17 protein-coding genes are annotated in these 19,880 nt (G+C 33.9%); 11 read left to right on the forward strand and 6 right to left on the reverse strand.

Features of this window, described 5'->3' with window-relative positions:
* Positions 1 to 58 precede the first annotated feature (58 nt).
* The 6 genes from atpB (at position 59) to atpG (ending at position 5,081) form a co-directional block, all read left to right on the forward strand.
* Positions 59 to 1,126, forward strand: coding sequence for a F0F1 ATP synthase subunit A (gene atpB, locus ACFE0M_RS16610; protein WP_434546914.1), 1,068 nt, complete (start codon positions 59 to 61; stop codon positions 1,124 to 1,126).
* 38 nt (positions 1,127 to 1,164) lie between these two features.
* A complete protein-coding gene (atpE, locus tag ACFE0M_RS16615; protein WP_085516136.1) occupies positions 1,165 to 1,353 on the forward strand; it encodes an ATP synthase F0 subunit C in 189 nt (62 codons plus the stop codon).
* An 84-nt stretch (positions 1,354 to 1,437) separates the two neighbouring features.
* Positions 1,438 to 1,938: a F0F1 ATP synthase subunit B gene (locus tag ACFE0M_RS16620; RefSeq protein ID WP_434546915.1), complete on the forward strand. Its 501-nt coding sequence runs from the start codon at positions 1,438 to 1,440 to the stop codon at positions 1,936 to 1,938.
* 9 nt (positions 1,939 to 1,947) lie between these two features.
* Entirely contained in the window at positions 1,948 to 2,505 is a 558-nt protein-coding gene (atpH, locus tag ACFE0M_RS16625) for an ATP synthase F1 subunit delta (protein WP_434546916.1), read from the forward strand.
* 29 nt (positions 2,506 to 2,534) lie between these two features.
* Positions 2,535 to 4,109, forward strand: a complete 1,575-nt coding sequence (gene atpA, locus ACFE0M_RS16630) for a F0F1 ATP synthase subunit alpha (RefSeq protein WP_434546917.1) — start codon at positions 2,535 to 2,537, stop codon at positions 4,107 to 4,109.
* Positions 4,110 to 4,199: 90 nt separating this feature from the next.
* The gene (atpG, locus tag ACFE0M_RS16635; protein WP_434546918.1) at positions 4,200 to 5,081 is read left to right on the forward strand and encodes an ATP synthase F1 subunit gamma; all 882 of its coding nucleotides are present in this window, start codon (positions 4,200 to 4,202) and stop codon (positions 5,079 to 5,081) included.
* 53 nt (positions 5,082 to 5,134) lie between these two features.
* On the opposite strand, the gene ACFE0M_RS16640 is transcribed toward atpG, so the two are convergent.
* From ACFE0M_RS16640 to ACFE0M_RS16660, 5 genes are all read right to left on the reverse strand, one after another.
* Positions 5,135 to 5,605 (reverse strand): CBS domain-containing protein, encoded by a 471-nt coding sequence (locus ACFE0M_RS16640; RefSeq protein WP_434546919.1) that lies wholly within the window; start codon positions 5,603 to 5,605, stop codon positions 5,135 to 5,137.
* Between the two features lie 81 nt (positions 5,606 to 5,686).
* Complete coding sequence (locus ACFE0M_RS16645) at positions 5,687 to 6,328, reverse strand: class I SAM-dependent methyltransferase (protein WP_434546920.1); 642 nt, start codon at positions 6,326 to 6,328, stop codon at positions 5,687 to 5,689.
* 21 nt (positions 6,329 to 6,349) lie between these two features.
* Complete coding sequence (locus tag ACFE0M_RS16650; protein WP_434546921.1) at positions 6,350 to 10,372, reverse strand: AAA domain-containing protein; 4,023 nt, start codon at positions 10,370 to 10,372, stop codon at positions 6,350 to 6,352.
* A 69-nt stretch (positions 10,373 to 10,441) separates the two neighbouring features.
* Positions 10,442 to 11,386: a helix-hairpin-helix domain-containing protein gene (locus ACFE0M_RS16655; RefSeq protein ID WP_434546922.1), complete on the reverse strand. Its 945-nt coding sequence runs from the start codon at positions 11,384 to 11,386 to the stop codon at positions 10,442 to 10,444.
* Between the two features lie 59 nt (positions 11,387 to 11,445).
* Positions 11,446 to 11,994, reverse strand: coding sequence for a 2'-5' RNA ligase family protein (locus ACFE0M_RS16660; RefSeq protein WP_434546923.1), 549 nt, complete (start codon positions 11,992 to 11,994; stop codon positions 11,446 to 11,448).
* A 68-nt stretch (positions 11,995 to 12,062) separates the two neighbouring features.
* Here ACFE0M_RS16660 and ACFE0M_RS16665 point away from each other — a divergent pair, with 68 nt between their 5' ends.
* The 5 genes from ACFE0M_RS16665 to purE all read left to right on the forward strand — a co-directional run bounded on the left by ACFE0M_RS16665 (position 12,063) and on the right by purE (position 17,699).
* Entirely contained in the window at positions 12,063 to 13,643 is a 1,581-nt protein-coding gene (locus tag ACFE0M_RS16665) for a hypothetical protein (RefSeq protein ID WP_434546924.1), read from the forward strand.
* An 11-nt stretch (positions 13,644 to 13,654) separates the two neighbouring features.
* Complete coding sequence (locus ACFE0M_RS16670; RefSeq protein ID WP_434546925.1) at positions 13,655 to 15,082, forward strand: DUF5723 family protein; 1,428 nt, start codon at positions 13,655 to 13,657, stop codon at positions 15,080 to 15,082.
* 75 nt (positions 15,083 to 15,157) lie between these two features.
* Entirely contained in the window at positions 15,158 to 15,766 is a 609-nt protein-coding gene (locus ACFE0M_RS16675) for a SiaB family protein kinase (protein ID WP_434546926.1), read from the forward strand.
* Between the two features lie 275 nt (positions 15,767 to 16,041).
* Entirely contained in the window at positions 16,042 to 17,178 is a 1,137-nt protein-coding gene (locus ACFE0M_RS16680) for a 5-(carboxyamino)imidazole ribonucleotide synthase (RefSeq protein ID WP_434546927.1), read from the forward strand.
* On the forward strand, positions 17,175 to 17,699 hold the full coding sequence (gene purE / locus ACFE0M_RS16685; protein ID WP_434546928.1) for a 5-(carboxyamino)imidazole ribonucleotide mutase: 525 nt from the start codon (positions 17,175 to 17,177) through the stop codon (positions 17,697 to 17,699). Before ACFE0M_RS16680 ends, purE begins: the two co-directional genes overlap by 4 nt.
* A 1-nt stretch (position 17,700) precedes the next feature.
* Here the strand turns inward: purE and ACFE0M_RS16690 are convergent, their stop codons facing one another.
* The gene (locus ACFE0M_RS16690) at positions 17,701 to 19,719 is read right to left on the reverse strand and encodes a tetratricopeptide repeat-containing sensor histidine kinase (RefSeq protein ID WP_434546929.1); all 2,019 of its coding nucleotides are present in this window, start codon (positions 19,717 to 19,719) and stop codon (positions 17,701 to 17,703) included.
* Between the last annotated feature and the right edge of the window lie 161 nt (positions 19,720 to 19,880).

A 19,880-nucleotide genomic window follows, 5' to 3' on the forward strand; every position in this document is an offset into this window, starting at 1 on the left:
TTACCTTTGCCCCCAAATTAAGGCTATCGTAAATAGTAGAATGATCAATCCAACTATAATGAGAAACACTTTGTTGTTCGCACTTTTAATATCGCTTATTAACGTTAATTCGTTATTGGCGGTTGCAGGAGGTTCAGAAGAAGGCGGTCAAATAGACACCAAAGAGGAGATAAATGAGTATATTCAGCACCACTTGCAAGATTCTCACGATTTTACTTTTTGGACAAATGGTAAAACTGGATCACATATAGGGTTTCATTTACCAGTTATTTTATGGTCCGATGGTTTGCATGTGTTCTCATCAGGTAAATTTGATTATGGGCATAAAGTAGCTGAATCGAATGGTAAATATTTCGCACTATATCACGGTAAAGTTTACGAAACTAATGCTGATGGGGAAATCAATTTAGATGAAGAAGGTCATGCCACTAATGCTAAGCCTTTAGATATCTCAATTACAAAAAATGTGGTTGGGATGTTACTTACCTCATTATTAATGTTCTTAGGATTTATTTCATTAGCCAAGGGTTACAATAAAAGATCAATCCCTAAAGGAATTGGACGAATCCTGGAGCCTTTAGTGATCTATGTGAGAGATGAAATTGCAAGACCTAACATTGGCCCTAAGTATGAGAAATTTATTCCTTATCTACTAACTGTATTCTTTTATATCTGGATTTTGAACTTATTGGGCTTAACGCCATTAGGTTTCAACGTCACAGGTAATATTGCGGTAACTGTAGGGTTGGCTTTAATTACTTTCTTTGTTACTCAGTTTAGTGGTAACAAAGATTATTGGAAGCATATTTTTTGGATGCCTGGTGTTCCAATCCCAATGAAAATTATTTTAATGCCAATTGAGGTGTTAGGAATGTTCACCAAGCCATTTGCATTATTAATTCGTTTGTTTGCAAACATTACAGCAGGTCACGTTGTAGTAATGAGTTTAATAGCATTAATAATAACGATGCGTTCACAATTTGGTATAGTTGCTTCTTCAAGTATTTCTTTTGGATTAGCATTTTTTATTACCCTAATTGAATTATTAGTCGCTTTTCTTCAAGCTTATATCTTTACAATGCTGTCGGCATTGTTCATAGGTATGGCAGTAGAGGAGCATCATTAAAAGTGTATTTTTGTTTAATTTAATATAAATCAACTATCATGTACAATTTAATTGGAGCAGGATTAATCGTAATCGGTGCTGGTATCGGACTAGGCCAAATTGGTGGAAAAGCAATGGAAGGTATTGCTAGACAACCTGAGGCTTCTGGTAAAATTCAAACCGCTATGATTATCATCGGTGCATTATTAGAAGGATTAGCATTTGGTGCTTTGATCCTTGCTGGATGATTTAATCCGAAAAGAATCAACGCTATTTGTATGCGCTAGGCTGCAAATAGCGTTTTTAAAAACTTAAATTAATCAAATAAAGAAATGGAACAATTAATAAATGACTTTTCTCCGGGCTTGTTTTTCATGCAGCTCCTCATTTTCCTTGTTCTCTTGTTTTTATTATCGAAGTTTGCTTGGAAACCCATTCTAAACTCTTTGAAAGCAAGAGAAGGCAGTATTGCAGACGCTTTGCAGTCAGCTGAAAATGCTAAAGAAGAAATGGCAAAACTACAGGCTGATAACCAAAAGTTATTGCAAGAAGCAAGATTGGAGAGAGATAAGCTTTTAAAGGAAGCAACTGACATTGCTAGTAAAATAAAAGAAGAAGCTAAATCTGATGCTGCTAAACAAGCAGATAAAATGATTTCTGATGCTAAAAATGCTATTGAAGTAGAGAAAAATGCTGCTTTAAAAGAAGTGACGACTAAAGTTGCGGAGCTATCATTAGAGATTGCAGAAAAGCTTCTACGTAAAAACCTATCTGATGATAAAGCACAAAAAGCTTTAGCTGAAGATTTTATGAAAGATTTAAAACTCAATTAATCTGATCAAATGTCAGAATATAGAATTGCATCCCGGTATTCCAAATCTTTAATTGATCTTGCAGTTGAAAAAAATCAACTAGAAGATATCAAGTCGGATATGGAACTTTTATCTAAAGTCTGCAAGGAAAACAGAGAGTTTGTCCTTATGCTTAATAATCCTATTTTGGAAAGCGTGAAAAAGGCTGCTATAATACGAGCAGTATTTAAGGACAAAGTACAAGAAATGACTTCTTTATTTTTTGATATTGTGTCAAGAAAGCATAGAGAGTCTGTTTTGCCGGAAATGGCAAAAGTTTTCAAGCAGCTTTATAATGAGCACAAAGGGATCATTACAGCTGAGGTAACTACTACTTTCAAATTAGATGATAGTTTACGTTCAGAGGTGATAAAAATTGTAAAGGAGATTTCCGGTAAGGAAGTTGAGTTAAATGAAAAAGTTGATGAAGCTTTGGTTGGTGGCTTTTTGATCCGTGTGGGTGATAAGCAAATAGACGAAACCATTCAAAGCAAACTAAATGATTTAAAAAGGGAATTAACCCATAATCAATATATCAAGCAGATTTAAAATATTAATTAACCTATAATAACAGAATAATGGCAGAGGTTAGACCAGACGAGGTTTCAGCAATATTAAGAGAACAACTTTCAGGCTTCAAAACAGAAGCTGAATTAGAAGAAGTTGGTACCGTCCTTCAAGTTGGTGATGGTGTGGCACGCATTTACGGCTTAACACAAGCTCAATCAGGTGAGTTGTTAGAGTTTGAAAACGGCTTACAGGCATTGGTTTTGAACTTGGAAGAAGATAATGTTGGAGCTGTATTATTCGGTAGTTCACAAGGAATTAAAGAAGGTGACGCTGTAAAAAGAACAGGAAAAATTGCTTCCATTAAAGTGGGTGATGGTATCGCAGGTAGAGTTGTGGATACATTAGGTCAACCAATTGATGGTAAAGGCCCTATCGAAGGAGAGCTTTTTGATATGCCTTTAGAGCGTAAAGCACCTGGTGTAATTTTCCGTGAGCCTGTAAGTGAGCCTTTGCAAACAGGTATTAAATCTATTGATGCCATGATCCCTGTTGGAAGGGGGCAGCGTGAATTGATTATTGGTGACCGTCAGACAGGTAAAACTGCTGTGGCAATTGATGCCATTATCAATCAAAAAGAATTTTATGATGCTGGTGAGCCAGTTTATTGTATATATGTTGCCATCGGGCAAAAAGCATCTACAGTAGCACAAATTGTGGCTGAGTTAGAAAAAGCTGGTGCAATGGCTTATACCACTATTGTTTCTGCTTCTGCAGCAGATCCAGCTCCTTTGCAGTTCTTTGCTCCTTTCGCAGGTGCTGCAATAGGTGAGTACTTCAGAGATACAGGTCGTCCGGGATTGGTTGTTTATGATGATTTATCAAAACAAGCAGTTGCTTATCGTGAGGTATCATTGCTATTAAGAAGACCTCCAGGTCGTGAGGCATACCCAGGTGATGTATTCTACTTACACTCTCGTTTATTGGAGAGAGCGGCAAAAGTGATCAATGACGATACGATTGCTCAAGATATGAATGACTTGCCTCCTTCATTAAAAGGAAAAGTAAAAGGTGGTGGTTCATTAACAGCCCTTCCAATTATTGAAACACAAGCAGGTGACGTTTCAGCTTATATTCCGACAAACGTAATTTCGATTACGGATGGTCAGATTTTCTTGGAAACTAACTTATTTAACTCTGGTATCAGACCAGCCATTAATGTAGGTATTTCTGTATCTCGTGTGGGAGGTAATGCTCAGATTAAATCAATGAAAAAGGTATCAGGTACCTTAAAATTAGATCAAGCGCAGTTCCGTGAATTGGAGGCATTCTCTAAATTCGGTTCTGATTTGGACCCAGCTACTAAGAAAGTTATTGAAAGAGGTAAGCGTAACCAGGAAATCTTGAAGCAAGGTCAGTATTCTCCTGTTGCTGTTGAGCAACAAGTAGCGATCATTATTGCATCTACAAAAGGATTTTTGGATAAAGTACCTGTTGATAAAGTGCGTGCTTTTGAAAAAGAATTTGCCATGATGATGGAGAATCAAGAAAAAGAAACGCTTGAGGCATTCAAAGCAGGGAAAATCAATGATGATTTAATTGCAGTTGTAAAGAAAGTAGCTGACGATTTATCATCTAAATACTAATATTTAGAGGAGCTTTTTAAAAGCTCCTTTCTACATTTTAAGATTAACATTTTCCTTTTTAACTAAAGGTCAAAATAGATATAAGGCTGTATGGCAAATCTAAAGGAAGTAAAAAATAGGATTAATTCAGTTGTTTCGACTCAACAAATCACCAAAGCCATGAAAATGGTGGCGGCTGCTAAGTTGAAGCGCGCACAGGACAGAATCACCATGATGCGTCCTTATTCCCAAAAGTTATCTGCTATTTTACAAAACGTGAGTGGTAGTGGGGAGGATATGAATAATCCTTATGCTAAGGAAAGACCCATTGAAAAGGTTTTATTGATTTTGGTAACTTCTGATAAAGGACTTTGTGGGGCTTTTAACAGTACAGTTACACGAAGAGTAAAGAGCTTGATGGAGGGCGAATACAAGTCAATTGTTGAAAATGATAATTTACATTTTATGACAATTGGTAAGAAGGCTGCAGATTTCTTAAAGAGAAATAAGCTTCCTAACAATGCTGACTACATTGATTTGTTTAATAGATTAAACTTTGATGATGTAAGCGAAGCTGCACAATTTGTGATGGATGAGTTCGAGAAGGGCACTTATGATAAAGTTGAAATCATTTATAATGAATTTAAAAATGCAGCGACTCAGGTTTTAAATCAAGAACAATTCTTGCCCATAGCTAAAGCAAATGATGAAGAGGGAGCGGATACTGATCATGCTTATTCTTATGAGCCATCAAGGGATTATATAGAGAAAGAATTAATTCCTACTTCATTGAAAACGCAATTGTTTAAAGCACTTTTAGATTCTAATGCATCTGAGCATGGAGCTAGAATGACGGCTATGGATAAAGCAACTGAGAATGCTGGTGATCTATTGAAAGAATTGAGGTTGACTTACAATAGAACTCGTCAAGCAGCAATTACAACAGAGATATTAGAAATTACAGCTGGAGCGGAAGCTTTAGCAGCTGAATAGGATATTTGTACATACTTAAATTTTACAAAGCCGAGAAGAAATTTTCGGCTTTTTTAATGCTTCCAGTTCACTTCTTGGCTGTCCCTAACAGCCCTCATAATGTCTCGCTGGCTTATTTGGCCTACAAGTTTCCCTTCCTTTAAAACTGGGAATCTTCTAAAACGCATTCTCAGGAACATATTGGCAGCTTCGAAGATGTTAGTCTCGGGTTCAATATGGATTATATTAGTGGCCATATAATCTTTTACCAAGCCTGGCAATTTGGGTGAATTATTATATTTACCTTTTACAATTTCTTTTAAACAATCACCCTCTGATATCACACCAATTAAATTATTATCTTCATCTACCACAGGGCCACCTGAAATTTTCTTTTTCATTAATGTGTCCATCGCCTCATAGATAGTTTGGTGCTCATTGAAAGTAATGAGTTTTGTAGCCATATAATCCGCAACCGATATATGTTTTGGCTCATCTTCCTTTTTATCTTTTTTGATGAATGCTCCTTGATAGCTTTTAACCATGATTGAAAAAGTTTAGTGTCATAAAATATACAATTTTATTTAATGAAATCAAATATAAACTTTTAAAAATCAAGTGGTTGCTTATGAATTTAGAATCGTGAGTCGGTCTTTTATCTGAATAGATTTAAAATTGAAAGTATGTTGGGTCCACTTGAATGTTGATTTTTGATAGAAGAAAACGTGGGTTAGATCATTTTTGTAGTACCAATTATCAAAATTTTGTTTTTCATTGTAGAGATCCGTCATAATAAGAAGTTTTCCTTTTGGTTTCAGGAGCGAACGTAATCTTTTGAATTCCATCATCGGGTCATGGAAATGCTCTACTACTTCACAGCATGCAATATAATCGTAAGTATTATTCAAAACATCGGGTCGATAATCAAAAAATGGATCATAGGTCTCTACATTAAATCCTTTTTCTCTAAGCATAGAGGTGATGACTGGGCCTGGCCCTGATCCAAAATCCAATCCTTGATGATTTTCATTAAAGCTAGTCAAAATCGCTTGGGTGATTGGAGAAACAAACTTTCGGTATCCAGGATCCTTTATGTCATTATTGTGTGTTTCATATCGTTCTATTTCTTTGTTCTGGTTTGGTAAAAATTGCTTAGAAATAAAAATTGCACTACATGTTGGGCATTTAAAATAGTATCGATCTAATTCTATATGAAATATCGGACTTATTGTATTGCATAATCTGCAATTTTCTTTTTCATGCATCATGTGCTAAGCCTTTATTTAATATTAATCATTCCTCTTCACAAACTGCACTACTCTTTCCATCAGTTCTTCTTTATCGTTCCAGAAGTTACGGCTTTTGATTTGAATGTAGGGCCAGTTCATTTTAGACAACAGAAATGGAGTATAAGCAAAAATATCTTTTACGGAAGGATTATCATAAAATAGATTGTCATCTGAAAGCAATAAGCCTTTGTATTGCTCTTGATCTTTAAAACTTAAATCAGCGAAAGGCAATTCCTCTTTAACTGTAATGCTTTTAACAGAAGTCTCTAATTCTTCTTTCACCTTTGATTTTAAGAACCAACTACTTTGGAAATTATCAGCAGGTTTTGGTTTTGGCTTGAAGTTGCTTTTGGATACATCCAATGCATATTGTAAATAAGACTTCAATAATTTTGGTCCATTATTTTTTGTGTCATCCACTTTAAGCTGATCAGGGTAAAGACTACTTATGATGATTATCTTCTCCCGTGCCCTGGTGATGGCCACATTCAATCTGTTTTCTCCTTTTGGTGCATTGATACTTCCAAATTGCATTCTTAATCTACCTGATTTGTCAGGAGCATATCCCGTGCTGAAGATAATGATGTCCTTTTCATCGCCTTGAACATTTTCTATATTTTTAACAAAGAATTTATCGGGCAGGGTCAGATTTCCCTTGGCAATTTGCTCTTCTAAAATATCCCAAATAAGGCTTTGTTGTGGCGCATTAAAGGTTACTACTCCAATTTCTTTTTCTGGCTCATTTTTTAGATATTCCTTAATGAGATCTACTACATTAAGTGCTTCAACTTCATTCGCATTTTGTTCCCAGACTCCGTCAACTTTAATGTAGTCAATTCCCGGATCAGCATTATTAATGTAATGAAAATCAGGCAATAGACGGAGACGGTTTTTATAGAAATGACGGTTGGAAAATTCTATTAAATCCAATGACTTGCTTCTATAGTGTCCTGCTAACTGCAAGTTCATGACATATTTATTGGCCAAATCCAGAAGCGAGTCAATTTCCAAATCTGGATGATCCACTTCCTCCTCTTCCCATCTTACTTTATATAAATCATTTGGGCTTAGCTGTTTGTTATCACCTGCTACCACTACTTGCTTTCCTCTGTACATGGCCGGAATTCCTTTTTCTACGAAACATTGAGAAGCCTCATCAAATATCACCAAATCGAAAATTTCTTCCATGGGGAAAATAGCAGAAACGGACTCTGGACTTGCCATCCAGCAAGGTATCAAATCAAATAATTCTTCTTGGAACTCCTGAATAACCCGCCTAATTGGCCATATTTGACGCTTTTTGGTAACTTGATGACTCAAGTCTCTATAAGAAATCCGATTATTTAATCGGTTATATTCTACATTAGAAAAGGTTCTCTCACGTACTTTAAGATTGAGAATATCATTACTTAATTTTAATTTACTCCCTATTTCATACTGAAGGTCATCGGTTTGTTTATCAAATTTCCTTGTGGAAACTTCCCTTAGAATTGGATATTTTGTTTCTATATGGTTGATCCATTCCAAATATATACTATTAAGGAAAATAGGTTTAATATTTTTGTGGGTAATGGTGACGTCACTTTCATTAAGTAATTTTACTACCTCTTTTTCATAGTGTTCTAGATTATCGTAGAGTTGGTCGAATTGTACCAATTCATCAAAGTGTCTTTGAAATGTTTTAATGTAACTAGCAGGTAATCTTTCTTGTTCCAGCTGGTCAATTTGCGTTCTGGTCAGATATTTTTTCCATTTATTCTTTTCCTCGATTGTATCTTCCGATAATTGAATAATTGCCTTAATTTTTTCTAAAAATTCTGATAAAGATTTTCCTTCAATTAAGGAAAATGCTTTGAAATTAGTGAATGAGCTTATAATCTCTTTCGATTTTATGGCTTGTGTTTGCTCTTGGAACCAATGGTTTAATTCCATCTGGTTTTTAGATTTAGGAATGTCTTTTAACCATGTTTGTTTTTTGAGCTTGGTCATATTGTGCTCAAAATTTAATCGATTATCAAGGCGTTTTTCAAGCTCTTTTACTCCTGAACCATTGACAGGAAGACTATTGGCCACCAAAACCTTTTTCAAAAAGTACTTTTCTTTAGCAAAAAGTAACCAATGAATCCATTTTGTTGGTCTTTTTCGAGATTGTCTTCTTAATTGGATGATTTTCTGTAGATTTCCTAAATCTTTTGATTCTAAACTACTTTCAATTCCACCCTCTTTATAACAATCATTCAATACTCTTTGCACATTGCTTAACCATAACGCATTGGTATTGTCATCGGAATAGTTGAACATGTGTACCAAATATTGATATGCCTTAGGATTTAGCAATTCCTCTAGTTGATTTAATTTATCTTGATGCTCTACTACATCTTCAAATTCCTTCAAGCTCATGGGCGAGCCAACCAATTTCTTCGACTTTTCGGATGTTTGTTGAAAATAAGAAGGGATTTTTTCCAGTAAGTTGACAATTTCTGATTTATCATTCAAATCAAAGTCCTTGAAATTAACCCGGTCTTGCCATATAAAATCATCTTGGCTGAAATCATCCACATAGGTTTGGAAATGAACCAATTTATTGGCGAATTCTTCAATTTGCTTTTTGTGAAAATGACGGTGAATCTGTTTTAAATTGATTTTAGTATCATTAAAATCACAATTTAAATAGAGTTCTTTAGCGGAAATACCACATTCTGCTTCATCAAATAATGCTAACCTATATTCTTCTTTTTCTTCTACAATCTGGTCAATAATCCTACTGGCTTTTAGGAATTCTCTCTCAATTTGAACAGAATCAAGGCCATTATTTTTGGCTTCATATTCTTCTAATCTGTCAATTTGATTTTGGATTTGTTCAAAGATAGCTTTTCGATCATTCTTGAAATCATGCACCAATGCAACAAATGGTTGCATGTCAATGGATTTCATTCTTTCATGAATAACGTCTAAAGCCGCTCTTTTTTGACAAACAACTAAAACACGTTTTCCTCTGGCAATAAAATCCGTCACTAAGTTACTGATCAACTGGGACTTTCCAGTTCCTGGAGGCCCTTGCACTACAAGCGAGTTCCCTTTTTTCACCGCTTTTAATGCATTTTCTTGATAGGCATCCATTGGGAATACGGTGAAGGTTTCCTCTTCTTTAACGCTTTCAATAAAACGATAGCGTTGCGAATAATCTGATGGTTCTTTTGTTTGTTTATCAGGATTTCTGCTTAAGAAAAACTCTTCTATATCTTGGACTTCTTGTTCTTTTTCTAATAAGTAAGTATAATCTGGCACTAAATAGGAACCACTTTGCGGGAAAATTCCTATAACCGCTTCAGGATATAGCTTTAATTCACCTTCTTTTTCATATGTTTCAAAATCCGCTTTTTTAAAATCTTTAAATGGATGCAATACATCCATGAAATTATCTTGGTTGAAATTTATCTCTATAGGGCTTTCTTTAAAAATCTGATATAAATCAGTCCTAAAAACCCGGCTGTCTGGGTCATATATTTCAAAAACTTTTTCAATTAATTCATCGCTAATTTTAATGCCGTGATAATGGGCATAGGCAAGGAGGAATGATTTATTAAAAGTAATGTTTACATCTTCTCTTAATTCCATTACCCATTGACCATTCACCTCCTTTACTTCAATCGGAAAAAAAATGAGCGGGCAACGAACTGAGGTTCCCCCATGAAATTTACCTCTTACAAAAGGCCAGCCAACATAAAGGTCTTTCGCTCCTCTCTCATCATAAATGAATTTTTCAATTCTTTTTAATTTCTTCATTTTCCGGCTCATAATGTTGTTTTTTTCGAGCCTAGGATCGGAAATAGCAGATAGTGGGATATTTTTCTTTCTGGCTATTAAATCTTCTATAAGTGAAAATGAACTTTTATTGAGCAAGAAATCGAAATCATGTAGATCTAAGGTTTGGTCCGAAATCAAGCGCAGCAATAATAAAGACCTATTAGTGCCTGAGAGATTCGTGAGCCGTTTTAAATAATACCTTAGTATATCGTGCATATAATATTAATTAGCAAGGAATCAATTTAGGAAATTATTACCTTTTTTGTAAATGTGATGTTGGTTTAGCTAGTCAAAAGCAAGGTATGGGCTTACTTTTTTTACCCAAGCGCTATCCAAAACTTTAATGGAAAGCAAATCTTTATTTGATTTGAACTCACCATGCTGATTCCTATAATTGATAATCAAATTTGCTTCTTTGTAGGAAATATACGGATGTTGGACTAAACTATCTGCATCAATTCGGTTAACTTTTAGTTGCTTAAGATTTATTTTGTCTTTAATAAAGACATGTTTTTTCAATGAGTCTAAATTTTCTTCCTTCAATCCATATACCTCTTCAAGTTGATCAAGGGAATGAAATCCCCCAAGATAATCTCTATACTTGGTAATCCTTTTTGAGAATGCAGGACCTATGCCATAAATCTTTTGTAATTGGGTGCTATCTGCTTTATTAATGTCTAACCTTGTGATCTTTACTTTTTCAAACGCATTTTTTGTCTGTTCATTCTCTTCTTTAACAATTTTTTTCTTGGCATCAGTTGTGAATTTTTGTTCGGGTTTAGCCTTTATTATGGTAAGCTGTATAAAAGGATAAATTTTTTCATAGAAAGAGCTGTCCATTCCGTAGATTTTCAAAAGCTCTGATTTTGATTCAAAGGGTTTTACCTTTTCTCTGTATTTCACTATTCTTTCGGCAAGATATTCTGGGAATCCAGCATTTATCAAATGATGGACATTAGATTTATTAAGGTCAAAAACATGATATGTTTCTTCTTTATGACGAGCAGTATTTATCTCAACTGAATTTTCGAGTTCTGCTAATAATGCTTCTAGCTGAATTTTATCCTCATCAGATTGTAAATTTTTGTTGTATTGAGTGTATAATAGACGAGAAGCAAATGGCATTGCAAGAACAATAATCATCAAAAAAATGAGAATAATAAATCCGTTAGTCTCAGTTCTGGAAAAACCAAAAAAATTCCGAAGCCAAATCCTGATTCTTTGCTTCATTTTAAAATAAGGCTTTAGTTCAATACTAAAGTAAAGAAGCAAAATGAAAACTCCAATTATTAGATATTACCAAATTCAATTTCTTTGAAAACATCCCAAGATTTTCCATTATGTTTAAAAACTGTAATTGATTTGGTTAAAAAGCTTTCTTCTAATGTTCGGTCTTTTACATCATCCCAAATTTTGTAAAAAACAGGTTTTTTCAAATCACGAAATGCAATGGTTATATGAGGATTAAAGCCATTTTGTTTATGAGTACCATTAAATACTTGAAATTGCTTCATATATTTTTCTATGGTTTTTTGAAGGTCATTAAGAGGTGTATTTTCAATTACATTTATGAAAATGACCCTTGGTTCAAAACATCCAAAATCCTTAAGGTGTACTGTAAAGGATTTTTGATCTTTTATAAGGTTTATCAATTCTGATATGAATTTCTCCTCTTTATTAATGGTCAAATTGAAAGGCATTTGTAGTGTAATATGTGCTTTTGAGCGAAAAGCTCCCTTAATTCCATGTTTTTGATAAAACTCCTCTTTTATTCCATGAACTTGCTTTTCTAATGGATGAGGAGGGCAAATTCCTATAAAAAACATTGATTTTTCCATATATTTTTATTTCTATAATTTATAGTAATCATTCAATTTTAGGTAGATTTGAATTAAAATTAAAGAATATGGATTGGATATTAAGAAAACCAATTTTCTATTTAGCAGTAATTCTATCAATTTTTATTGGTGGGTGTTACTCTGAATTAAAGGATTTAGATTTTGAGAATATTAAATGGAGCCCTGAACTGGGGATACCTTTAATCGATTCTAAGTTCACACTTACGGAAATATTAGAAGCAAATTCCGATAATATTGACTTCACTACTGATGCCAATAATACCATAGTGATTTCCATTTCGGATGATAGTTTGTTCAGTCAATCTGCTTCAGATTATTATTCCTTAAGCAATACTTCTTTAAATGTACCTCCCATCATTTTAACTCAAGAAGAAATTGATTTATTTAATTCCAATGGACAAGTAACGGTTTTAAGGGAAATAAATATTAATTACCCCAATCCAGCTGGTTTAGAAGAAATTTTTATTGATGAAGGATTTGTAGTAACACAGGTTCAGGAGGATTTTCCTGCCGATGTAGATTTATCGTTTTCAATGGAAGATCCTGAAAGTAATTCTATTTTAAATTATGATCAAATTTTCAGTTTTGATGGTGTGAATCCAATATCATCAGATCAATCAACTGATCAGTTTAGCAATATTAGATTTATATTTAACGAAGATCCTAGCCTAGGTCAAATAAAGTTTTCTTTTCAATTATCTCTTACTAGAGTAAACCAGGATTTAGTTTTTGGGGCTAACAGTTTAGATTTGGATATAGGCTTTCAGGATATGGAATTTGGGGGACTTTATGGGGATTTAAGTCCACAAAACATTAGTACTGAAACAAATACAGTTCAAACCAATTTTTTAAATGATAATGAATTTCTAAATGACATTGAATATTATTTCGAAAACCCTCAGTTTAGGATGATTTTCACCAATTCAATGGGACTTCCTGTTCGTTTTGATGTTAATAATTTTACTTCCTATAATAATGGTGAGGCTAATGAAGAGTCGATAAATAATGCAATAGAACTAGAATCTGCAGAAGAAGGGTCATCTTCAACAACAGAAGCCAACTTCGATAATGTCTTTAAAAACCTTATCAATAATATGCCGGACTCAGTTACATTACAGGTCGATGGTGCAATTGACCCAGATGATACTCCGGATAATTTTGTGACCAGAAACTCTAATATTTTAGTGGGGTATGAAATTAACTTACCGCTTGAATTTAGTCTAAGTGGCCTCGAAATTAATGAGACAGTAACTTTGGAAGGTATAGATACTCAAGAATTGCAATATGCTTTATTCAAATTTACTTCTGAAAATTCTTTACCAATTGACCTGAACTTTACAGCAGATTTATTGGATGAAGATAGTGCTTTTGTAATGAATTTATTTGATGGGAAGTTTTTGGCTGGTGGAACTGAAGACCAGCCTGCAACCATAAATGATATTATAAGATTAGAGGATAATCCTGATACCAATTCTAATGAATTAGAGGACCTAAAAGAAGTGAGACGGGTTGGGATAAGAGCCACTGTTTCAACTACAAACAATGGAAACAGTGTTGTCAGAATAACCTCTGATGCCTCAGTTCAATTCAATTTGGCAGTTCAAGCTAAATATAATGTCAACTTATAATGAAGGGAATGATGAAAAAGATTATATATAGCGCATTATTGATACTATTTATTTGGAATAGCAGTAAAGTTTTGGCTCAATCTGATATGATTTCTTATGGATTGGGTAAGACCTTACCACAAACCAATAATTTGAACCCGGCAATATTACCTGATTATAAGTTTTCTTTAGGACTTCCTGGATTGTCCGGTTTTCATATTAATACAGCGCAAAATTTCACAAATCTTGAAATGTTGGAAGCTAAAGATGCGGATGGAAATATAAATTCCAGTAATCTTTTGAACAGTATTAAGAGAAACAACAGGATAAGTTCTAATAATACTATCAATCTATTCCACTTAGGGATACGTGGCTTAACAAGTTATACGGCCGTAAGTATTAATACCCGGACCACTGCAAGAGTTAGTTTGCCGAGGGAATTTTTCCAATTTGCTATTTTGGGTAATGCCAGTAATGAATTAGAGGATGGACTTCTAGATTTAAATAGGTTTTCGACCAAATTAATGGGTTATACAGAAATAGGAGTGTCTCATGGACGAGAAATTTTAGGTGGACAGATGACCGCAGGAATAAGAGTTAAATACTTGATAGGCCATGGGTATGCTGATATCAAAAATTTTGATGCAAGATTAAGGACTTATGGTAATGAGGAATTTAGGGGAGATTCAATTGAAATGAACGTAAACCAATTTGATATAAGAACTGCTGGTATCGCAGGATCAGTATTTGATGATGACTTTAATAGTGAAGATATTAGAAGCTCCTTACTTTCAAATGGAGGATTTGGTTTAGATCTGGGAGCAACCTATGAATTTAGCAAGAAGATAAGGTTTTTTGCAAGTATGAACGACTTGGGATTTATCAAATGGAATAGCCAATATGCCAACCAGTTATCAGTTCCATCATTTCAATACAGTTTTAGCGGAGTAGATGTAGTTGAATTGATTAATGGAGAGGATATATCGGTTATTAATGATTTTGATAGCACTATTAATAATTTGGAAATAGCTGAAACAACTGATGAGTCATTTACCACTTCTTTGACAGCCAGGATTTATGCCGGGGCATCCTATCAATTGAGCAGGAGACAAACTGCTTCAGCAATATTATATTCTGAATTATATAGAGGGGCATTGATTCCTGCTTTTACCGGGATGTATAATTTTCAAGCAGGAACTTTCTTTAATTTTGCTTTTTCAGCTACCATGATGAATGGTAGAGTGAACAACTTTGGAACTGGGATAACATTGAATTTAGTACCATTCCAGCTTGTATTGGCAACCAACGATTTATTGTCTATTGCAAAACCAATGAAAGGCCGTGCAGCTGATTTTAGATTTGGGATAAATCATACTTTTGGAAACGTAAATAAAGGTAAATCGAGGGCAAAAAAGAACAGTAAGAATACAATTGACACAATTGATTTAGGAATTGACTGATTTTTCAAAAAAAATCTACTAATTTGGAAAAAGTTAGAAATATATTTTAAAAATACGAATAAAATCTAATTATTGATGATAGATAACATAAATGAAAACAAGATGGATTTAAATGTAAATTTCATCAAATCAGTACTAAGTCTATTTTCTGAAATGCAGGGAAATGGAATTTCATTAGTCTATTTGGGAGAATTCAATCATGAAATAACGAAGATGTTTACCTCTATGGCAGAATCAGACATGGAGCGTAAAAAGGAAGATAGATACGTTAAGAAGAGGGTTTACCACGTAATGGTAGAGACCCTTCAAAACATGAATAAGCACTCTGACGAAATTACAGATGCCCAAATTGGAAACGGTTTGTTCGTTATTGGTAATAAAGAAGATATTTATTATGTAATCACCAGTAATAAGGTAGCAAGAGATAAGGTAGAAGACTTAAGAAATGCAATAGATGAAGTAAATGCAGCCAGTGCAGATGAGTTGAAGAAAATGTACATGCAACAAATCAAGCACGGCAAGCTTTCCAATAAAGGGGGCGCTGGACTAGGTTTGATTGATATTGCTCGTAAAACAGGGGAAAAGTTAGTTTATAAATTTTTACCTATAGATGAAGACTTTGATTTATTCATCTTAAAAGTAGAGATTAACGGAGATAAAATTAAAGATGTCAAAGGCAAGTAAGCCATCTTATAGAATTTTAAATAGAGCCTATCAGGCAATTACTCAAGATAAGCTTGTGTTTACCTGATAATCAATACTAAATATTAAATATTTGTGAAATTTTTTATTAGGTCTCATATAATTTTAGCCTTTCCTTAAGCCGGAAGGCTTTTTTTATGCCCATTTTTTCAAATTATTTGAATAAATCAATTTTTTAACCATTGTTGATGGCTGGTATTGATTGATAGATATTTATAAATATTATATTTGCCTCATAATTTATTCAAAATTACAATATGAGTTTTAACACAGATTTAAAAGTTGGCGTATTAGGTGGAGGCCAATTGGGCAGAATGCTTTTACAAAGCGCCATCAATATCAATATTGATTTAAGGATGATGGATCCCGATCCGCATGCGCCCTGCTCAAATTTGATTGCTGATTTTCAAGTTGGTGATTTGGAAGATTATAATGCAGTTTATGAATTTGGAAAAGACTGTGATATATTGACAATTGAAATTGAAAAGGTCAATATTGAAGCCATGAAAAAACTTCAATCTGAGGGGGTTAAGGTTTTTCCACAACCTGAAATCATTGAAATGATTCAAGATAAAAGAGTTCAAAAACAATTTTATCTTGACAATAACATCCCTACCTCATCATTTGTGTTAACTGAAAGTAAGGAAGAATTAAAAAAATATATCAATAAATTTCCTGCAGTCCATAAAATTGGAAAAGGCGGATATGATGGAAGAGGTGTGCAGGTGATCAAATCTCAAGATGATATTGAAAAAGGTTTTGATGCCCCATCATTACTAGAAGATTTCGTTCCATTTAAAAAAGAGCTAGCTGTAATCGTTAGTAGAAATGAAGAGGGGGAAGTGAATTCATTCCCAGTAGTTGAGATGGTCTTTCATCCCGAACATAATCTTGTGGAGTATCTTCTTTCCCCTGCTGTAATTGATAAATCTGAAGCAGAAAAGGCTAAGAAAGTAGCGATAGATATCATTCAGAAATTGGGAATGGTAGGGATTTTGGCAGTTGAAATGTTCTTAACTAAAGACAATGAGATTTTAGTCAATGAAATAGCACCAAGGCCACATAACAGTGGACATCAGAGTATTGAAGGAAATTTCGTATCCCAATATGACCAGCATTTAAGGGCGATTTTAAATCTTCCTTTAGGGGATACAACAACTAAAATTAGCTCAGCTATGGTCAACGTTTTGGGTGAGGATGGATTCACTGGAGATGCAAAATATGAAGGGATGGAAGAGGTCATGAAAATAGCAGGTGCATCAGTTCATTTGTATGGTAAGAAACTAACAAAACCATTTAGGAAAATGGGTCATGTTACCATTACTGACCCAAGTTTGACTTCCTTAAAAACCAAGATTGAAAAAGTTAAATCTACATTAAAAGTAAAGGCATGAGTAAAAGGGGAAAAATAGCCATTATAATGGGTAGCCAGTCAGATCTTAGGGTAATGAGCGAGGCGGCTAAAGTTTTGGATGAATTGAATGTTAGCTACGAATTAACCATTGTGTCGGCACATAGGACACCCGAAAGAATGATGGATTTTGCAAAATCGGCTAGGGAAAATGGTTTTCATGCAATTATAGCTGGTGCAGGGGGTGCGGCTCATTTGCCGGGAATGGTGGCGGCCTATACTACCTTGCCTGTAATTGGTGTTCCTGTAAAATCAAGTAATTCAATTGATGGATGGGATTCAGTATTGTCCATTTTACAAATGCCGGGTGGGGTACCTGTGGCAACTGTTGCATTGGATGGCGCTAAAAATGCCGGAATTTTGGCTGCTCAGATAATATCGAATTTTGACGATGACGCTTTCAAAAAATTAGAAGAGTATAAAAACGAGATGCGAGATAAGGTGTTGAAATCAGCTAGCGAGGTAGAAACCAATGGGTGGAAATCAGGAAAAATGGGGTTTTAGATTAATCATCTTTGGAGATAGGGAGATAAATAGTGAATTCACTGTATTTTCCTAATTCGGTTTCCAGATTAATTTTACCATTTAAGCGATCCACTAAAGTTTTTACTATTGCCAAGCCTAATCCATTTGAACTTTCTCCTCCGGTTGGTTTGGCAGATAGTTTTTTAAATTTCTTGAAGAGATTGTTTTTATCCTCTTCTGTGAATCCTGGTCCAAAATCTTTTACACTGATCCAAAAGTTATTTTTGCTAATCCCAGCCCTAATAATAATTTCAGACTTTAAATCCGAAAATTTAATGGCATTAGAGATTAAGTTTTCGAGTATTCTGTTGATATAGTTTTTGTCAGTCCTAACTTTTAATCCTGGCTCACATTCTATTTTATGCTCTATTTGTTTGTTGGTGAGCTCAATTACAAAATTTGAGATTGTATCATCCAATAATTTTTTTAATTCAAAACTTTCGGAATTAAGCTCTTCTTTGTCAGTTGAGATGGCGTTAACATCCAACAAATCATTAATTAAATAGGCTCCGTGTTTTGCATTATTCCTTATCATTCCAACATATTGACTTTGCTCTTCATTAAGGCCGGACAACCTTAGTAGTTCAGTTAAGCCTTTTATTCTATGAAATGGAGCCTTCATATCGTGTGCAACCAAGCTCAAAAGAGAGTCTTTTTCATTGTTTAAATCATCCAATTCCTTATTTCTAATAATGAGTTCGTCATTTTGCGCCTTTATTTCTTTGTTCTGTAGAGTTATCTTTTTTTGTTGATCTTCTATTTTCAAGTTTTTTATTTGAAGAATTTTATTGAGTTTTCTTCTTCTGTTGGCAGTAATCCATATTATCACTAAAATAATGATGGCAAGTACTATAGTAGCAGTAAGGGCAATATTGAAAGCTTTTTGTTTTTGAATAACCTGTTTATATGTTTCTTCATTTTTTTTCAAAAGTTCATTTTCGGTTTCTTTGGCTTCCAATGCTAGTCTGCCTTCTAATCTTTCAATTTCACGGGCAGTGTTAACATTTTCGGTTTTTTCTTTCAAATCTGTGTAATTTTTAAAATAATCAAAGGCTTGTTCTATTTTGCCCTGTTTTTCTAAAATCACGGAAATGTAATAATAAGCCTCCTGTTCGAAGGTGATGTCATTATTTGTAGCAAGCTGATTTACTTTATTAAAGTAATTTAAAGCTTCATTATAATCATTTCTGTAGAAATAAATTTTACCTAACAGTGAATACACTTGAATGACAAGGTTTACATTTTTGGCATTTGAGGCAAAATCAAGTGCCTCATTGGCATTGTTTAGGGCAATTGCTAATTGTCCTCTTTTTGTATTCATTTTGGCAATAGACAATTTAATAATGGCCAAGTTTGCCTCATCATTTATTTTGGAGGCAACCTCATAAGCTTGTGTAAAGTATTTTAGGCTATTATTATAATTTTCCATCTGTCCGTAAATCTCAGCTATTTCAAGGTAAATAGAAATTATCCCGGATGGATCATCAAAAGTTTGCCGGATTTCAGCTGTTTTTAAGGACATTTCTAAAGCCTTTTCTAAGTTGTTTTGCGATTGGTACAGCTCCGCAAGGCTTTTATATCCATAACTCATAGAAATGCTGTCTTTAACAGCTTCAAAAATTTCTAGAGCTCGAAAAAAATTATCGTATGCCGCTACATAATTTCCTTGATTAAAATAGAGGCGGCCTATATTATTAAGGGAATATCCATACTGTAGTGAATCCCCATAAATTAATGCGGAATCTTTAGCTTGCTGGTAAAGTTCGAATGCTTTTATATTTTCTCCTTCATAAAAATGGCCAACACCTTTGAAATTCAATGATTTCACAACTTTTTCATTTAATTCAGCACTGTTTGAAGCAATTTCAATAGCATTTTGACTAAAAATTATAGTGCTGTCAGGATATGATTTTCTGAATTCCCAAGCTAATTGGTTGTAAATATCTATTGTTTTGGAGGGGCCAGCATTTGGAAGTGCGCTTTTTAGGCTGTCTATCATTGTCTGATTTTGCCCTTTCATAGAAAGAGGTAAAATAATGATTAAAAAGACTAATATGATAACAGTTTTAAACTTCACTTTTAAAAATTGTTTGTGCAATTTAATGTATTTCCACTGTAATTTTACAAAATGAATTTATCTTATCATTGATTTTAAATGAA

The organism is Marivirga sp. (assembly GCF_051117495.1).
Lineage (GTDB): Bacteria > Bacteroidota > Bacteroidia > Cytophagales > Cyclobacteriaceae > Marivirga.

Excerpts from the sequence above, each read along its gene's own strand:
- atpB (WP_434546914.1), top strand. The coding sequence starts at position 59 with ATGAGAAACACTTTGTTGTTCGCACTTTTAATATCGCTTATTAACGTT.
- atpE (WP_085516136.1), top strand. The coding sequence starts at position 1,165 with ATGTACAATTTAATTGGAGCAGGATTAATCGTAATCGGTGCTGGTATC.
- ACFE0M_RS16620 (WP_434546915.1), top strand. The coding sequence starts at position 1,438 with ATGGAACAATTAATAAATGACTTTTCTCCGGGCTTGTTTTTCATGCAG.
- atpH (WP_434546916.1), top strand. The coding sequence starts at position 1,948 with ATGTCAGAATATAGAATTGCATCCCGGTATTCCAAATCTTTAATTGAT.
- atpA (WP_434546917.1), top strand. The coding sequence starts at position 2,535 with ATGGCAGAGGTTAGACCAGACGAGGTTTCAGCAATATTAAGAGAACAA.
- atpG (WP_434546918.1), top strand. The coding sequence starts at position 4,200 with ATGGCAAATCTAAAGGAAGTAAAAAATAGGATTAATTCAGTTGTTTCG.
- ACFE0M_RS16640 (WP_434546919.1), bottom strand. The coding sequence starts at position 5,605 with ATGGTTAAAAGCTATCAAGGAGCATTCATCAAAAAAGATAAAAAGGAA.
- ACFE0M_RS16645 (WP_434546920.1), bottom strand. The coding sequence starts at position 6,328 with ATGATGCATGAAAAAGAAAATTGCAGATTATGCAATACAATAAGTCCG.
- ACFE0M_RS16650 (WP_434546921.1), bottom strand. The coding sequence starts at position 10,372 with ATGCACGATATACTAAGGTATTATTTAAAACGGCTCACGAATCTCTCA.
- ACFE0M_RS16655 (WP_434546922.1), bottom strand. The coding sequence starts at position 11,386 with ATGAAGCAAAGAATCAGGATTTGGCTTCGGAATTTTTTTGGTTTTTCC.
- ACFE0M_RS16660 (WP_434546923.1), bottom strand. The coding sequence starts at position 11,994 with ATGGAAAAATCAATGTTTTTTATAGGAATTTGCCCTCCTCATCCATTA.
- ACFE0M_RS16665 (WP_434546924.1), top strand. The coding sequence starts at position 12,063 with ATGGATTGGATATTAAGAAAACCAATTTTCTATTTAGCAGTAATTCTA.
- ACFE0M_RS16670 (WP_434546925.1), top strand. The coding sequence starts at position 13,655 with ATGAAAAAGATTATATATAGCGCATTATTGATACTATTTATTTGGAAT.
- ACFE0M_RS16675 (WP_434546926.1), top strand. The coding sequence starts at position 15,158 with ATGATAGATAACATAAATGAAAACAAGATGGATTTAAATGTAAATTTC.
- ACFE0M_RS16680 (WP_434546927.1), top strand. The coding sequence starts at position 16,042 with ATGAGTTTTAACACAGATTTAAAAGTTGGCGTATTAGGTGGAGGCCAA.
- purE (WP_434546928.1), top strand. The coding sequence starts at position 17,175 with ATGAGTAAAAGGGGAAAAATAGCCATTATAATGGGTAGCCAGTCAGAT.
- ACFE0M_RS16690 (WP_434546929.1), bottom strand. The coding sequence starts at position 19,719 with ATGATAGACAGCCTAAAAAGCGCACTTCCAAATGCTGGCCCCTCCAAA.